The sequence below is a fragment of the Streptomyces sp. NPDC096339 genome (assembly GCF_044762985.1).
GTDB lineage: Bacteria > Actinomycetota > Actinomycetes > Streptomycetales > Streptomycetaceae > Streptomyces.
In genome coordinates this window covers 50,993-65,501 of sequence record NZ_JBIWFI010000038.1, presented here as the reverse complement: position 1 = coordinate 65,501, position 14,509 = coordinate 50,993, and the positions used below count along the sequence as shown (strand labels likewise).

At 72.6% G+C, this 14,509-nt stretch carries 13 protein-coding genes; 12 read left to right on the top strand and 1 reads right to left on the bottom strand.

Annotated features, from left to right (window positions below):
• Positions 1-3 precede the first annotated feature (3 nt).
• Together ACIQ5Y_RS33210 and ACIQ5Y_RS33205 are read left to right on the top strand one after the other, a co-directional pair.
• The gene (locus ACIQ5Y_RS33210) at positions 4-1,011 is read left to right on the top strand and encodes a hypothetical protein (protein WP_403889011.1); all 1,008 of its coding nucleotides are present in this window, start codon (positions 4-6) and stop codon (positions 1,009-1,011) included.
• A gap of 32 nt (positions 1,012-1,043) precedes the next feature.
• Positions 1,044-2,396 (top strand): cytochrome P450, encoded by a 1,353-nt coding sequence (locus ACIQ5Y_RS33205; protein ID WP_403889008.1) that lies wholly within the window; start codon positions 1,044-1,046, stop codon positions 2,394-2,396.
• Here the strand turns inward: ACIQ5Y_RS33205 and ACIQ5Y_RS33200 are convergent.
• The gene (locus ACIQ5Y_RS33200) at positions 2,390-2,971 is read right to left on the bottom strand and encodes a GNAT family N-acetyltransferase (protein ID WP_403889005.1); all 582 of its coding nucleotides are present in this window, start codon (positions 2,969-2,971) and stop codon (positions 2,390-2,392) included. The two genes, ACIQ5Y_RS33205 and ACIQ5Y_RS33200, sit on opposite strands and share 7 nt — an antisense overlap.
• 124 nt (positions 2,972-3,095) lie before the next feature.
• Here ACIQ5Y_RS33200 and ACIQ5Y_RS33195 point away from each other — a divergent pair, with 124 nt between their 5' ends.
• From ACIQ5Y_RS33195 to ACIQ5Y_RS33150, 10 genes are all read left to right on the top strand, one after another.
• The gene (locus ACIQ5Y_RS33195; protein ID WP_403889002.1) at positions 3,096-4,370 is read left to right on the top strand and encodes an ATP-grasp domain-containing protein; all 1,275 of its coding nucleotides are present in this window, start codon (positions 3,096-3,098) and stop codon (positions 4,368-4,370) included.
• Between the two features lie 98 nt (positions 4,371-4,468).
• Positions 4,469-5,260, top strand: a complete 792-nt coding sequence (locus ACIQ5Y_RS33190) for a Rossmann-like domain-containing protein (protein ID WP_403889077.1) — start codon at positions 4,469-4,471, stop codon at positions 5,258-5,260.
• 14 nt (positions 5,261-5,274) lie between these two features.
• Entirely contained in the window at positions 5,275-6,387 is a 1,113-nt protein-coding gene (locus ACIQ5Y_RS33185) for a PLP-dependent cysteine synthase family protein (protein ID WP_403888999.1), read from the top strand.
• Positions 6,384-7,448, top strand: coding sequence for a dipeptide epimerase (locus ACIQ5Y_RS33180; protein ID WP_403888996.1), 1,065 nt, complete (start codon positions 6,384-6,386; stop codon positions 7,446-7,448). The genes ACIQ5Y_RS33185 and ACIQ5Y_RS33180 overlap by 4 nt, the downstream gene beginning before the upstream one ends.
• On the top strand, positions 7,445-8,737 hold the full coding sequence (locus ACIQ5Y_RS33175; protein WP_403888993.1) for an MFS transporter: 1,293 nt from the start codon (positions 7,445-7,447) through the stop codon (positions 8,735-8,737). Before ACIQ5Y_RS33180 ends, ACIQ5Y_RS33175 begins: the two co-directional genes overlap by 4 nt.
• Positions 8,734-9,558, top strand: a complete 825-nt coding sequence (locus ACIQ5Y_RS33170; protein ID WP_403888990.1) for a class I SAM-dependent DNA methyltransferase — start codon at positions 8,734-8,736, stop codon at positions 9,556-9,558. Before ACIQ5Y_RS33175 ends, ACIQ5Y_RS33170 begins: the two co-directional genes overlap by 4 nt.
• A complete protein-coding gene (locus tag ACIQ5Y_RS33165; RefSeq protein ID WP_403888987.1) occupies positions 9,555-11,135 on the top strand; it encodes an ABC transporter substrate-binding protein in 1,581 nt (526 codons plus the stop codon). The genes ACIQ5Y_RS33170 and ACIQ5Y_RS33165 overlap by 4 nt, the downstream gene beginning before the upstream one ends.
• The gene (locus ACIQ5Y_RS33160) at positions 11,123-12,079 is read left to right on the top strand and encodes an ABC transporter permease (protein WP_403889074.1); all 957 of its coding nucleotides are present in this window, start codon (positions 11,123-11,125) and stop codon (positions 12,077-12,079) included. The genes ACIQ5Y_RS33165 and ACIQ5Y_RS33160 overlap by 13 nt, the downstream gene beginning before the upstream one ends.
• Positions 12,076-12,894 carry an ABC transporter permease gene (locus ACIQ5Y_RS33155; protein WP_403888984.1) on the top strand — a complete coding sequence of 273 codons (819 nt, stop codon included), beginning with the start codon at positions 12,076-12,078 and terminating at the stop codon, positions 12,892-12,894. Before ACIQ5Y_RS33160 ends, ACIQ5Y_RS33155 begins: the two co-directional genes overlap by 4 nt.
• Positions 12,891-14,297 (top strand): ABC transporter ATP-binding protein, encoded by a 1,407-nt coding sequence (locus tag ACIQ5Y_RS33150; RefSeq protein WP_403888981.1) that lies wholly within the window; start codon positions 12,891-12,893, stop codon positions 14,295-14,297. The genes ACIQ5Y_RS33155 and ACIQ5Y_RS33150 overlap by 4 nt, the downstream gene beginning before the upstream one ends.
• Positions 14,298-14,509 lie beyond the last annotated feature (212 nt).

Below are 14,509 nucleotides of genomic sequence, written 5' to 3'. Positions count from 1 at the left end.
CGCATGCCCTTGACCCCGCCCTTCGACTTCCCCCACCGCGTCAACGACGACCTGGCATCGGCCCGGGAGCGGGCGGTGGCATGGGGGAGACGGCTCGGGCTGGAAGCGGACGCCAGGACCTGGAGACGGTTCCACGGCGCCGACTGCGCCAAGATGATCGCCTACGCGTACCCCGACGCGACCGGACCCGATCTGGAACTCGCCGTCGACATGATGTGCTTCTTCTTCGTCGTCGACGAACTCTTCGACGGCCCCTGGCGCGGAGAGACCGCGCACGCCACCGCGTTCGTCGACGAACTCGTCGGCGTTCTCGACCTCCACACCGCCGCCCCTCGCCAGGCCCTCTCACCGGTGGCCGGGGCCTTCGCGGACCTGTGGCAGGACAGCGTCCGCGGCATGTCGGCGCAATGGAGGGCGCGTGCCGCGGCCCACTGGACCCGGTACTTCTGGGGCAATGTGACCGAGGACGTCGACCGGACCCACCAGCCTCCCACGACGGTGGACGCCTACCTCTCCGCCCGGCGCGACGTCATCGGCTACCAGCCCTGCCAGGACATGATCGAGCGGGCCTCGGGGTTCGAGGTCCCCGGCCACGTCTGGCACCAGACCGCCGTCCGGGAACTCAGCGCCATCTCCACCGACCTGGTCATCCTGTGCAACGACATCTATTCCCTGGAGAAGGAACTCGACAGAGGGGACAGCGTCAACGCGGTCATGCTCCTCGCCCGCACCACCGCGGCGACACCGGAGGAAGCACTCGGCGAGATCGTCGCGCTCACCGAGGAGTACGCCGCACGGTTCCACACCACCGCGGCACGCGCCCGTGAACTCGCCGCTCACCTCCACCTCGACGGGGACCAGCGCGAGAGCCTCGAACGATGGATCGACGGGAACCACACCTGGGTCGGCGCGCACAACGACTGGTCGTGCGAGATCACCCGGTACAGCGCCGGCGCCGACCCGGTCCACCCCAACGACGACTTCCTCAGGACCCTCACCCGCCACCACTGACGCCCGCGGCGATCGAGCAGAGAGGCGAATCGATGACCTCCACACAGCCGGTACCCCAAGCTCCCGGTGCGCTGCCGTTGCTCGGACACAGCCCGGCCCTCTTCCGCGCCCCGCTGGCCTTCCTGTCTTCCCTACCGGACCACGGAGACCTGGTCACGGTCCGCCTGGGCCCGTTCAGCATGGTCGTCCTCTGCGACCCGGACCTGACCCAGCAGGTACTGCTCGACGAGCGGACCTTCGAGAAGGGCGGCCCGATGTACCAGCGGATCAGGGAGGCGTTCGGGAACGGTCTGGTCACCTGCCCCCTCGATCAGCACCGCCGGCAGCGGCAGCTGATCCAGCCGAGCTTCCACCCCGCCCGCTTCCCCGGCTACGTCGACGTCATGGTCGACGAGATCACCCGAGCCGCCGACGCCTGGCACCAGGGTCAGGACCTCGACGTCTTCACCGAGGCCAAGGACATCGTGGCGCGGATCGCCGGGCGCACCATGTTCTCCACCGCCCTCCCGCCACGGGAATTCCGCCAGGCGCTGGACGATCTCACCATCGTCATCCAGGGCATCTACCGGCGGGCGATGACCCCGCCCGCCCTCGAACGCCTGCCCACCCTCGCCAACCACCGCTACCGCACGGCACGCACCCGGCTGCGCGAGACGCTCACCACCGTCATCCGGCAGCGCCGCGGCGACGCCACCGACCACGGAGACCTGCTGTCGGCCCTCCTCGCCGCCCGCTGCCCGGCCACCGACGCCGACGCCGGCATGGAGCGCCTCGGTGAAACCGAGATCGTCGACCAGGTGATCACGTTCTTCGCGGGCGGCACGGGCACCACCGCGGCCAACATCTCCTGGGCCCTGCACCTGCTCGCCGGACACCCGGAGATCGAGGCACGTCTGTACGCCGAAGCGGACAGCGTGTTCCGGGGCCGCCGTCCCACCGCGGACGATCTGCCCCGCCTGAAGACGGCCAACCAGGTCGTCCTGGAAGCCCTCCGGCTGTACCCACCCGGCTGGATCCTCACCCGCACGACCACCGCCGACACCCGCCTGGGCGGGTACACCCTCCCCGCCGGCACCACGCTGGCCTACAGCCCCTACGTCATCCATCACCGCGCCGACGTCCATCCGCGACCGGAGGACTTCGACCCCGACCGGTGGGACGGCCTGCACTCCCTCCTTCCCGTACGCCGGGGCTTCATCCCATTCGGTTCCGGGGCGCGCAAGTGCATCGGCGACACCTTCAGCGTCGCGGAGGCCACGCTCGCCCTCGCGATCGTCACCGCCCGGTGGCACCTGCGCCCGCTCCCCGGCCGCGGGGTCCGGCCGGGAAGAGCGGCCGTCCTCAACCCCCGAGGGCTGCGCCTGCGCGTGTCCCACCGTCACTGACGCTCCCGGGGAGCCGGCATCTCGAAGTGGACGGTGCCGAAGCCTCCGTGCTCACCGGTGGTGCGGGCGTCGAACACCTCGGTGGCCATGCTGCGCCAGAAGCGTTCCGCGCCGGGGATGTCGACATTGGTGTGCAGATAGACGCGTTCGTAGCCGGGTACGGCCGCGGCGAACGCGCAGGCGGTGCGCACCATGGCGCGGGCGAGCCCGCACCGCCGGTGGTCAGGGCGTACGTAGACGCGCAACAGCTGCGCGGTCCGTCCCGAGGGATAGCGCTCGACGAGGCTTCGCGGGTGCGGGGGATGGGCCGGGCCGCGCGAGTTGAGCGCGGTGGTGCCGACCACCTCGCCGTCGTCGCGCACGGCCAGGACGAGGGCGTGGCGGGGGTGGCGCAGGTAGGTGCCTTCGAGATCGACGACGTCGGGGTGCCAGTCCGGCACGTACCCGTAGCCGAACTCCCGGTAGAAGGTGTCCAGCATGACCTTCCGGGCGCCGGGCAGGTCCTCGGTTCTCGCGTGCCGCACCGTGTACGGCCCGATCTTCTGATCTCGCGTCAGCTCTGTCGGCTCTGTCATCGCACTCCGTCTCTCGTGTTCCGGCGAGTGGCAGGCTAGCGGAAAACCGCCGTATTGGAAATGAAAACGATTTCCTATAACGTCTGCGTCGCACAGAGCCGACGGCAGTCTGGGAGGAAGTCCGGTGGGACATCTGCTGGTGATCGAAAGCTGGGTGGGGTCGATGAGCAGGCTGCTGCCCAGAGCCATCCGCGAAGACGGGCACGAGTTCACCTTCGTGACCCGCGACCTGCACCACTATCTGCGCTCGGCCCCCGCGAGCGACGGGCCGCACCCGCTGCTCACGGCCCGCAACATCATCACGGCGGACACCAACGACACGGGCGCGCTTCAGGACCGGATCGAGGACCTGCACGCAGTCCTCGGCTTCGACGGGGTGGTTTCCTCGTGCGACTACTACCTGCCGGCCGTCGCACACACCGCCCGGCGGCTCGGCTTGCCCGGGCCTTCCCCGGAGGCCGTCGAGGCGGCCTGTCGCAAGGACCTGACGCGCCGTGCGCTCGTCGAAGGCGGCGTCCCCGGACCGCGATTCGCCCTGTGCGAAGGCGCCGCGGAGGCGGCGGCCGCAGCTCGTGAGCTCGGCTACCCGCTCGTGGTCAAGCCGGTCGACCTGTGCGCGGGCATGCTGGTCCGCGCGGTACGCGACGAGCGTGAACTCGACGTCGCCTGCCAGGCCCTCGCCGCGTTCCCGGTCAACGCACGCGGCCAGGACCGTGCCCCGGTCATCCTGCTCGAAGAGCTGCTGCACGGACCCGAAGTCAGCGTCGAGACCGTCTCCTTCGGCGGCACCACGCACGTCGTGGGGGTCACCGACAAGAGCATCGGCGGCGCGCCCGCCTTCATCGAGACCGGCCACATGTTCCCGGCCGCCCTTGATGACGTCCGGGCCGCCGAGGCCGCCGAGGCCGCACTGGGAGCGATCAAGGCGCTGGGCCTGGACCAGGTGGTCTGCCACACGGAGATCAAGCTGACACCCGACGGACCCAGGGTGGTCGAGGTCAACCCCCGCCCGGCCGGCAACCGCATCACCGAACTGGTCCGCCACGTCACGGGCGTCGACCTCGCCACCGCCTGCGTGGACGTGGCCCTCGGACGCACGCCCGACGTGGCGCCGCGACCCACCGGAGTGCGCAGCGCCGCCATCTCCTTCCTGTTGCCCGACACCATCGGCATCCTCACCGGCATCGAGGGGGCGCAGGCCCTCCGCGCCCGCCCCGAGGTCCTGGAACTCGGCCTCGCCGAACCCGGCCGAACGGTGCGCGCCGCCACCAGCAACAACGAGTACCTCGGCCACGTGATGACCGCCGACACCGAGGGCAGCGGCGCCCGTGCGGCCGCCGAGCGGCTGGTCGCCGGCCTGCGCCCGTGCTACGAGCCCTGCCCGGTGGTGCCCGCGTGACCCCGCCTGCCCTGCGCACACCTGTACTCGGAGCGGTCCCGGCGGGTGAGCGCCCGCACGGCGACCCCGCCGTCCGGACCGTCGACCAGCTGGTCCGGATGGTCCTGGCCGGGACGTACGGACCCGACCCCGGAGGCGAGCGGATCTCGCTCGCCTTCACCACCGCCCAGGCCGTCCGGCACGAACGGCGCAACATCGGCTACCGCAACGAGGTGCTCAGCCTGCGGCTCGACGCGGCCGTCGGTTCCTGCGCCGTAGAGCCCGGTTCCCTGCCGCAAGGCGCCCTCGACGAGTGCGTGGGAGCCACCGTGGCGGACCTCCTCGACCATCCGCACCTGCCCGTGCGGATCGCGGCGCTGGACGCCTACCTCGCCCACGTACGCCCGCACACGCCGGACAACGGCGCCCGCCCGTACCCGCTCCCGGCGGGCAGTTCGCTGAGCCGATCGCGGGCCCGCGCCCGCGCCGTCGTCGACCTGCTGCCCGCCGGCCCTTCCCCGGCAGGGGAGCGCCGCCCCGTCCTGGTGGTCGGAGTGGTCAACTCGCTCCTGGAACAGCTTCGCGCGCGAGGCCTCGACTACCTGCCGTGCGACCTCAAGGGCGGCACCACGGAGTGGGGCGAACCCGTCCTCACCGACACGGCCGCACACCTGGAACGCTGCGGCGCCGTCCTCGCCTCCGGCATGACCCTCGGCAACGGCTCCTTCCAGGGCCTGCTCGATCACGCCGCCGGGACCGGGAAACCCCTCGTGATGTTCGCGCAGACCGGCAGCGCCGTCCTGCCCCGGTTCCTCGGGGCCGGGGTGAGCGCCGTGTCCGCCGAGCCGTACCCGTTCTTCTGGCTCGACGGCGGTCCCGGGGTCATCCACCGCTACGGAGGCCGCCCGTGACCCTCGCTCCGCCCATGAACGCGTCCCACTCCGCCGTCGCCAACCCGGATCTCCTACCCCTGCTGGGGCGTACACCTGTCGTACGGATCCGTACCGACCTTCCCCACCCCCACCCCGGTTTCTGGGCCAAGCTCGAATGCCTCAGCGCCGGAGGGATGAAGGCCCGAGCCGCGGTGTCCATGCTCACCGGCGCCCGCAGACGCGGTGAGCTGCTCCCCGGGGCACCGGTCGTCGAGTCCACCTCCGGCACCATGGGCGTGGGGCTGGCCTTCGCCGGCCAGGCCCTCGGCCACCCCGTCGTCCTGGTCGGCGACACGGAACTCGAGCCCTCCATGCGGCAGTTGCTGCGCACGCTCGGCGCCCGCCTGGAGCTCGTCGACCGTCCCGCCCCGCAGGGCGGCTGGCAGGCCGCCCGCATCTCCCGGCTCCGCGAGGTCCTGGCCCGCACCGAGGACGCCTACTGGCCCGACCAGTACAACAACCCTGACAATCCCGCGGGATACCTGTCCATGGCCGGTGAACTGATCGGTCAGCTCGACCACCTGGACGTACTGGTGTGCAGCGTGGGCACCGGCGGGCACAGCGCCGGGCTGATCGGTCCGCTGCGCGCCCGCTGGCCCCGACTGAAGATCATCGGTGTCGACTCCGTCGGCTCCGCGATCTTCGGACAGCCCGCCAGGCCGCGCCTGATGCGCGGACTCGGCAGCAGCATCCACCCCCGCAACGTCCGGTACGGAGCGTTCGACGAGGTGCACTGGGTGGGCGCCGCCGAAGCCGTCGACGCCTGCCGCAGGCTGGCCCGCGGCAGCTTCGTCAGCGGCGGCTGGAGCACCGGCGCCGTCGCGCTGGTCTCCGCATGGGCCGCCAGGGCCGAACCCGGCGCCGTCGTCGCCACCGTCTTCCCCGACGGCCCGCACCGCTATCTCGGCACCGTCTACGACGACGACTTCTGCCACGCCCACGGCCTGACCTCCACCCCGCCCGCCACCCGCCCGCTGGAGATCCCGCACCCGCGCGCGGCCGAGGCCCTGGGCTGGACCCGCTGCCGAACCGTCCTCGATCCCGTCGCCGCCCCCGGTGGACACGCCCGGGCCGCCCGCGTTCCGGCCCCCGGAGGAGCCGTATGAGACTCACCTGGCACACCGCCTCGCTCGAACTGGCCGAGCCACTGCGCATCTCCCGCTCCGTGATGGCCCGCCGCGACGCGGTCCGGGTCTGCCTGGAGCACGGCGGGCTGCGCGGCTGGGGGGAGGCCGTCAGCAGCGTTCACCTCGGGCTTCCCGCCGCACGGATCCTGCGCCACCTGACCGCCCTGCGCCCGGTGGTCGAGCGCCTGCCGGACCCGGAGACCGCCTGGGCGGAACTCGCGCCCGCAGGTCCCGTGGGCGCAGAGCTGCCCGCAGGAGTCCTCGCCGCCGTCGAGTCGGCCGTACTGGACCTCGTCGGCAAGCGAACCGGTGCGCCGGTCCACCAACTGCTCGGCAGCCCTCTGCCGCCCTCCGCGGCCACGGCACGCACCATCGGCATCGTCGCGCCCGCCGCCGCTGCCACCCAGGCCGGCCGGCTCGCCGCGACCGGCTTCACCGTTCTCAAGGTCAAGGCCGGATCCCCCGATCCGGCAGAGGACCTGGCCCGGGTCGAGGCCGTCCATACGGCGGCGCCCGCAGTGGACCTGCTGCTGGACCCCAACGGCGCCTGGACCGAGGAGCAGGCCCGCGCACTCCTGCCCCGGTTCGCGGCCCTCGGCGTCACGGCCGTGGAACAGCCGATCGCCGCGGGCAGACCCGAGGCACTGGCCCGGGTCGCGGACACCTCCCCGATCCCCGTGATCGCCGACGAGGACGCGGTCACCTACGAGGACGCCGCAGCCCTCGCCGGGCGGGTCCACGGGGTGAACGTGAAGCTCGCCAAGTGCGGCGGCGTACGGGCCGCGTTGCGGATCCAGGCGGTACTGGACGGCAGCGGCACCGACCTCATGCTCGGCTGCCTCACCGCCAGTTCGCTCGGCATCGCGCCCGCCGTCCACCTGGTCGACCGGGCCCGCTGGGTCGACCTCGACGGGCACCTGCTCCTCGCGGACGACCCGTGGTCCGGAATCGGCGGCACCGACGGCACCGTGCGGCCCGCCCCGCGCAGCGGCCTGGGAGTGCTGCCCCGCGCCGGCATACCCGCGGGCGTCGCGCGATGAGAACCATCGCCGCGGTCCGCGGTTTCCCGCCGGCCGTGCGGCTCCTGCTCGTCAACCAGCTCGGCGTCAACATCGGCTTCTACCTGCTCGTCCCGTACCTGGCCACCCACCTCACCGACGACCTCGGGCTGTCGGCGGCGGTGGTCGGCCTGGTCCTGGGCCTGCGCAACCTCAGCCAGCAGGGACTGTTCCTGATCGGGGGCTCGGCCGCCGACCGCCTCGGAGCCCGAGGCGTGATCATCGCGGGCTGCGGCCTGCGCACCCTCGGCTTCGCGCTGTTCGCCCTGGGCGACGCCCTGCCCGTGGTGATCGCCGCGTCCGTGCTCAGCGGGCTCGCCGGCGCCCTGTTCAACCCCGCCGTACGGACGTACGTCGCCCAGGAGTCGGGTGCTCGCAAGGCGGAGGCGTTCGCGCTGTTCAACGTGTTCGCCACGGCGGGGGCGCTGATCGGGCCGCTGCTGGGCGGCCTGCTGCTGTACGGCGGTTTCCGGGCCGCGGCGCTCACCGCGGCGGGGGTGTTCGCGGTGCTCACCCTCGCGCAGGCGATCGTGCTCCCCGCCCGCGCCGTGCCGCGCCCGACCGGCACCGTGCTCGGCGACTGGCGGGAGGTCCTCGGCAACCGCCGCTTCACGGCCTTCGCCGCGGCCATGGTCGGCATGTACGGCATGGAGAGCCAGCTCTACCTGCTGCTCCCGCACGCCGCACGGCAGGCGACCGGCCGGCCGGGGGCAGTCGGGCTGCTCTTCGTCGTCGGGATCCTCGCCAACCTCCTGCTCCAACTGCGCCTCACCCGGGGGCTGGCCGCGCGGGGCGGCGGCCGGGGCCGGTGGATCGCCACCGGGCTGACCGTCAGCGGTCTCGGCTTCGTACCCCCGATGCTGGTGGCGGGGAAGACGGGGACAGCGGGGACGCACCCGGCGCTGCTGGTGCCGGTACTGGCCGGAGCGCTGCTCCTCTACCTCGGATTGATGACCGCCCAGCCCTTCGCCATGGAATTGATCCCCTCCTTCGGCCGCGGGCAGCTCACCGGCACCTTCTACGGCCTCTACTACGCGGTGTCCGGAGTGGCCGCCGCGGCCACCGGAGCAGGGGTCGGCCGGGCCATGGACATCGCCACGCACGGCGGCCCGGCCTGGCTCCCCTACGCCTGCTGCACCGTCCTCGGACTCACCTCGGCAGCCGCCGTCGCCCTGCTGCACCGGCGCCGGGCCCTGCCCCGACTTCCCGCCCCATCAGCCGCATCCGCCGTCCCGGACAGTGATCCGCGTCCCCTGAGCGAGACAAGATGAGCACCGGAAACCTCCTCACCGACCACCCCGAGCTCTACGAAGAGCGCTTCCCCGACCCCGACCGGCGCGCCGCCCGCTGGGCCGAGGACGTCCTGAGCCGACACGGCGCGGGACCGCGCGTACTCGATCTCGGCTGCGGCACCGGACGCGACGCGGCCTGGCTGCACCACCACGGCGGACGACAGGTCACCGGCGTCGACAGCGCCGAAACCATGCTCTCCCACGCCCGCCGCCGTCATCCCGGCCCCGACCACCACCGCGCCGACATGCGGGACTTCGACCTCGGCCGCACCTTCGACGCCGTCCTCTGCCTGGACAGCTCCCTGCTCTACTGCCACACCAACGACGACCTCACCTCCTGCCTCGCCGCCATCCGACGCCACCTGCGCCCGGGCGGGCTGCTCATCGCGGAGATGCGCAACGGAGCCTTCTTCCTCGGCAACACCGAACTCCTCGACGGCCCGCGCACCACCTCCTTCACGTGGCGCGGCACCACGCACACCTCCCACACCACCCTGTGGATCGACCACGGCGCCCAACTCCTGCGCCGCCGCCGCACCTGGACCACCGACGACGGGTCGGCACCGGAGGAGCAGCACTCCGCCTGGCGGCTGCTGTTCCCCCAGGAACTGCGGTACTTCCTCACCACCGCCGGCTTCGAGGTCCTCGGCCTGTACGACCGCCCCGGCCCCCGTACCGAACCGCCCTGGCGCGAAGGCGACCTGCCGCACGGGACCACGAGTTCCGACCGCCTCCACCTCGTCGCCCGGCTCAATCCCCAGAACCACCTTCAGCACGGCAACGGAGAAAGCACACCGTGAACGACCACCGATCCACCCTCGCCCGCAGAGGCTTCCTCATCGCCACCGCCACCGCGACGGTCACCGCCCTCGCCCTCACCGCCGGATGCGCCAGCGACACGGGCAAGGCCGCCGACACTGAGAACGCCGGCGAAGCGAACACCCCCCAGCGCGGCGGCACCCTGCGTGCCGCCTTCGCGGGCGGCGGAGCCGGCGAGACCCTCGACCCGCACGCAGCCAACCTGTTCGTCGACGCCGCCCGCGCCAAGGCCCTCTACGACAAGCTCGCCGACTTCGGGGCCGACCTCGCCCCCGTACCGCGGCTCGCCGAGCGCTGGGAGCCCAATGAGACGCTCGACACCTGGAAGATAACCCTGCGCAAGGCCTCCTTCCACGACGGCCGCCCGGTCACCGCCGAGGACGTCCTCTACAGCTACCGCAGAATCGCAGACCCCAAGGGCACCTTCCGGGCCAAGGCCTCCCTGGAGCCCATCGACCTCGCCGCCGCCCGCGCCCTCGACGCTTCCACCGTCGAGTTCCGGCTCAAGCGCCCCTACGCCGAATTCCCCAACGTCCTCGCCGCGTTCGGCGCCTACGTCATCCCCAAGGACACCACGTCCTTCGACCGGCCCATCGGCTCCGGCCCGTTCACCCATCGATCCTTCACCCCCGGCAAGTCCCTGGTCGTCAAGCGAAACGACGCCTACTGGGAGGGCGCACCCCACCTCGACCAGGTCGAGTTCGTCGTCGCCGGCGAGGAGTCGGCCCGGACCGGTGCCCTGCTCGGCGGCCAGGTCCAGTACGCCCACGAGCTCAGCCCCGCCACCGCCCGGACCCACGGGGGCAAGGGAAGGATCGAGATCGTCCGGCTGCCCGGCAGCTCCATGCAGGGCTTCGTGATGAAGACCGACCGGCCGCCGTTCAACGACAAGCGCGTCCGGCAGGCCTTCTTCCTCATCGCCGACCGCAAGGAACTCGTCGACGGCGCCCTGTCCGGCGCCGGCGAGGTCGGCAACGACCTCTTCGGCAAGGGCTACCGGTACTACGCCTCCGACCTGCCACAGCGCACCCAGGACCTCGACCGCGCCCGCGCCCTCCTCAAGGAAGCCGGCGCCGAGAACCTCAAGGTCACCCTCGACACCGCCCCCGCCGCCACCGGATTCATCGAAGCCGCCGGGATCTTCAAGGAGCAGGCCGCCAAAGCCGGAGTCACCGTCGAGGTCAGGGTCGGCAACAAGGACACGTACTGGAAGGACATCCTCGACAACGGCACCTTCGCCTCCTACCGCTCCGGGTCCATGCCCATCGAGTCCCACATCTCGCAGCGCCTGCTCACCGGATCCACCACCAACGCCACCAAGTGGCAGCGACAAGACTTCGACGACCTCTACCAGCAGGCCCAGTCAACCCGCGACGAAAAGGAACGCGCGGCCATCTACGAGCGGATGCAGCGCCGCCTGCACGACGAAGGCGGCTTCCTGATCTGGGGATTCGCCGACTGGATCGTCGCCACGGCGCCCACCGTGCACGGCGTGTCGCCGACGGCACCCGCCAACACCCTCGACTGGGCCCGCTTCGACAAGCTCTGGCTCGCGTGACCCGGCACCTGCACTGGGCCGGCCGCCGTCTGCTCCTCGGCACGGGGCAGACGGCGGCCGTCGTCCTCTTCGTCTTCGTCCTCACCGAGGCACTGCCCGGAGACGCGGCGGTCACCCTGGCCGGCGACCAGCCCGACCCCGAGCGCATCGCCCGGATCCGCGCGGCCCTGGACCTGGACCGGCCCGCCGCCGAACGCTTCCTGGACTGGGCCGCCGGACTCCTCCGGGGAGACCTCGGCACCTCCCTGGTCAGCGGACGGCCCGTCTCCGGCTACCTGACCGGCGGCCTCGGCCCGACGGTGACACTCGCCTGCGCCACTCTCCTCGTACTGCTGCCGCTCTCGGTCGCACTGGGCGTGCTGTGCGCCCGTCGCGAGGGAGGCCCGCTGGACCGCACCCTCAGCGCACTGACCCTGGCCGTGCACTCCGTACCCGAATTCGCACTCGGTGTCCTGCTGGCCACCCTGTTCGGCGCATGGCTGAACTGGCTGCCGCCCACCGCCGTGGGCGCCGACCCGCTCGCCCAGCCGGCCGTACTGGCCCTGCCCGTCCTCGTACTCGTCTCACGCCCCGTCTGCACCATCAGCCGCCTGGTCCGCGCCGGGATGATCGACGCCATGGCCTCGCCGTACGTCGCCCAGGCCCTTCGCTACGGCATCGGCGCCGCCCGCGTCCGCTGGACGCACGCCCTGCCGGGCGCCCTCGCTCCGGCCGCGCAGCAGCTGGCCCGCACCTGCGACTGGCTGCTGAGCGGAGTGATCGTCGTCGAAGCCCTCTTCGTCGTCCCCGGCCTGGGAACCGTGCTCGTCGACGCCGTCGCCTCCAGGGACGTGCCCGTCGTCCAGGGCATGGCGGTCGTCTTCGGGGTGGTCACCGTCCTGGCCAACCTCGGGGCCGACCTCCTCGCCCGCCGGTTCGCCCCCCGAGCGGAGGTGGCCGCGTGAAGCACCCCGCGTCCAGGTACGCCCTCGCAGCGGGACTCATCGCCGTACCCCTGCTGTCGGCCGCCCTCGGACCGCTGTTCGCCGGACCGCCCGGACCCCGATCGGTGTCGTTCGCGTCGGGTGCCGGGCACTGGCTGGGGACCGACTTCTCCGGTCGCGACGTCTGGCGGCAAGTCCTGCTCGGCGGCCGCTCCGTCGTCCTCGTCGCAATCGCGGCCACCGGCCTGGCCTACCTGGTCGCGGTCCCGCTCGGACTGACCGCGGCGCTCACCCGCCGCACCTGGCTGGAGGAGGCCCTGATGCGGCCCCTGGACGTCCTGATCGCCGTCCCGTCGCTCCTGCTGGTGCTGCTGGTGGCCGCGACCCTCACCCCGGGTCCGGCCGGACTGGCCGCCCTGGTCGGACTGGCCGCCGTACCCGACGCCGCGCGCGTGGTGCACGCGGCGGCGGCCGGGATCTGCGCCCGGCCCGCCGTCGAGGCACTGCGCATGCAGGGCGAGTCCTGGCCGCGCACCGCGCTCGGCTACGTGGCCCGCTCCATGCGCCGCACCCTCGCCGCCGACGCGGGCATCAGGCTGACCGGTGCCCTCTATCTGGTGGCCACGGCCGCGTTCCTCGGCGTCGGCGTCGAACCCGACGCCGCCGATTGGGCGGTCATGGTCGACCGCAACCGCACGGGCCTGTTCCTACAGCCATGGGCCGTCGTGGTACCCGCCCTGCTCATCGCCGCCCTGTCGATGGGCACCAACCTGCTCTTCGACGCGGTCCTGCACACACCGGCTGCCAAGGCCACGAGGAAAGGAGACCGGGCATGAACCCGGTGGCGGAAGTGGAAGACCTCCGAGTGGAGGTCGCCGGCCGCGTGCTCGTCGACGGGGTGAGCCTGACGGCCCGCGCCGGACGGATCACGGCCCTCGTCGGGCCGTCGGGCAGCGGAAAGAGCACCACCGGACGGGCCCTCCTCGGCGAGTTCCCGGCGGGTTCCGTGGTCCACGGACGGATCAGGACCCCCGGACCGGGCTCCGTCGGTTACGTACCCCAGCACCCCGCCGCCGTCCTCAACCCCGCCCGCCGCGCCGGAGCACTCCTCCGCGACATCGCCGCCCGCCACGGCGGAACCCGCCGCGAGATCCTGGGCCGCGTCGAGCACGCGCTGCGCCGGGCGCAGCTGCCCGACCCCGAGATGGTGCTGCGCCGCTACCCCCACCAGCTCTCCGGCGGCCAGCAGCAGCGGGTCGTCATCGCGCAGGCCCTGCTCCTGGGGGCCGAGGTGATCGTCGCCGACGAACCCACCACCGGCCAGGACCCGGCCACCAAGCAGGGCATCGTCGAGGCGCTCGCCGACGTGGCCGGACAGGGCATCGCCCTCGTCCTGCTGAGCCACGACCGGGATGTCGTACGACAGTTGGCCGACGACGCGGTCGTACTGCGCGCCGGCCGGGTCGTGGACCGGGGCCCCGCGGACCTGGTACTGCCGGCCCCCCGGCGGCCCGCGCGCCCCGCCCGGAGGGGGGCCGCCCGCCCGGCGGGCACCAGGGTCGCGCTACGGGAACTGGCCGCACGGCACCGGACCGCCCACGGCACCGTGCCGGTGCTGCACGGCATCACCCTGTCCGTCGCGCCGGGGGAGTGCCTGGCGGTCACGGGTCGCTCCGGCAGCGGCAAGACCACCCTGGGCCGGTGCCTGGCCGGCCTGCACTCCGCGTACGACGGGGCGGTCCTGCTCGACGGGGCCCCGCTGCCGCGCAGCCTGCGCTCCCGCAGCCGTACCGAACTGGCCGCCGTTCAGTACGTGTTCCAGGACCCCAAGGCGGCCTTCGACGAGCACCGGCCGGTCCTCGACCAGGTCGCCCGCACGGCGGTCCGCCTGCGCGGCGCCGACCGGGACACCGCACGCCGGACGGCCGTACGGACCCTCGGGGAGCTGGGCCTGACCGAGGAGCTGACCCTGCGCCGACCCGGGGCGCTGTCCGGCGGCGAACTCCAACGGGCGGCCCTGGCCAGAGCCTTGCTGGCCGAGCCCGAAGTCCTGGTGTGCGACGAGATCACCGCCGGGCTCGACGCGGTCACCCGAGACGCCATCCTCACCCACCTGGCCGCACTGCAGGAACGGCGGGCTCTCAGCCTGGTGCTCATCACCCACGACGGGATGGCTGCCGAAGCCCTGGCCCACCGGACCGCGGTGCTCGACTCCGGCCGACTGGTCACATGCCGGTAGCCAAGCGGCGGTGCTGTGTCTCGGCCCGGACCTGCCCAAGAGCTGCGGAACCGGTTTCCACCGCCGGAGTCTGCCCGGCGGATTCATCCACACGGCGACGAATTACGTGGGCAGCACCTCGGAGGACAAGAGAATGACGGCCGTGTTCTTCCGGATGGCCCGGCGACCTCGCGGTATTCACCGGCCTTTCGGTCGATCCGCCGGGAATCGCG

Coding starts and splice junctions, on each gene's coding strand:
- ACIQ5Y_RS33210 (WP_403889011.1), top strand. CDS start 4: ATGCCCTTGACCCCGCCCTTCGACTTCCCCCACCGCGTCAACGACGAC.
- ACIQ5Y_RS33205 (WP_403889008.1), top strand. CDS start 1,044: ATGACCTCCACACAGCCGGTACCCCAAGCTCCCGGTGCGCTGCCGTTG.
- ACIQ5Y_RS33200 (WP_403889005.1), bottom strand. CDS start 2,971: ATGACAGAGCCGACAGAGCTGACGCGAGATCAGAAGATCGGGCCGTAC.
- ACIQ5Y_RS33190 (WP_403889077.1), top strand. CDS start 4,469: ATGGTCCTGGCCGGGACGTACGGACCCGACCCCGGAGGCGAGCGGATC.
- ACIQ5Y_RS33185 (WP_403888999.1), top strand. CDS start 5,275: ATGAACGCGTCCCACTCCGCCGTCGCCAACCCGGATCTCCTACCCCTG.
- ACIQ5Y_RS33180 (WP_403888996.1), top strand. CDS start 6,384: ATGAGACTCACCTGGCACACCGCCTCGCTCGAACTGGCCGAGCCACTG.
- ACIQ5Y_RS33175 (WP_403888993.1), top strand. CDS start 7,445: ATGAGAACCATCGCCGCGGTCCGCGGTTTCCCGCCGGCCGTGCGGCTC.
- ACIQ5Y_RS33170 (WP_403888990.1), top strand. CDS start 8,734: ATGAGCACCGGAAACCTCCTCACCGACCACCCCGAGCTCTACGAAGAG.
- ACIQ5Y_RS33150 (WP_403888981.1), top strand. CDS start 12,891: ATGAACCCGGTGGCGGAAGTGGAAGACCTCCGAGTGGAGGTCGCCGGC.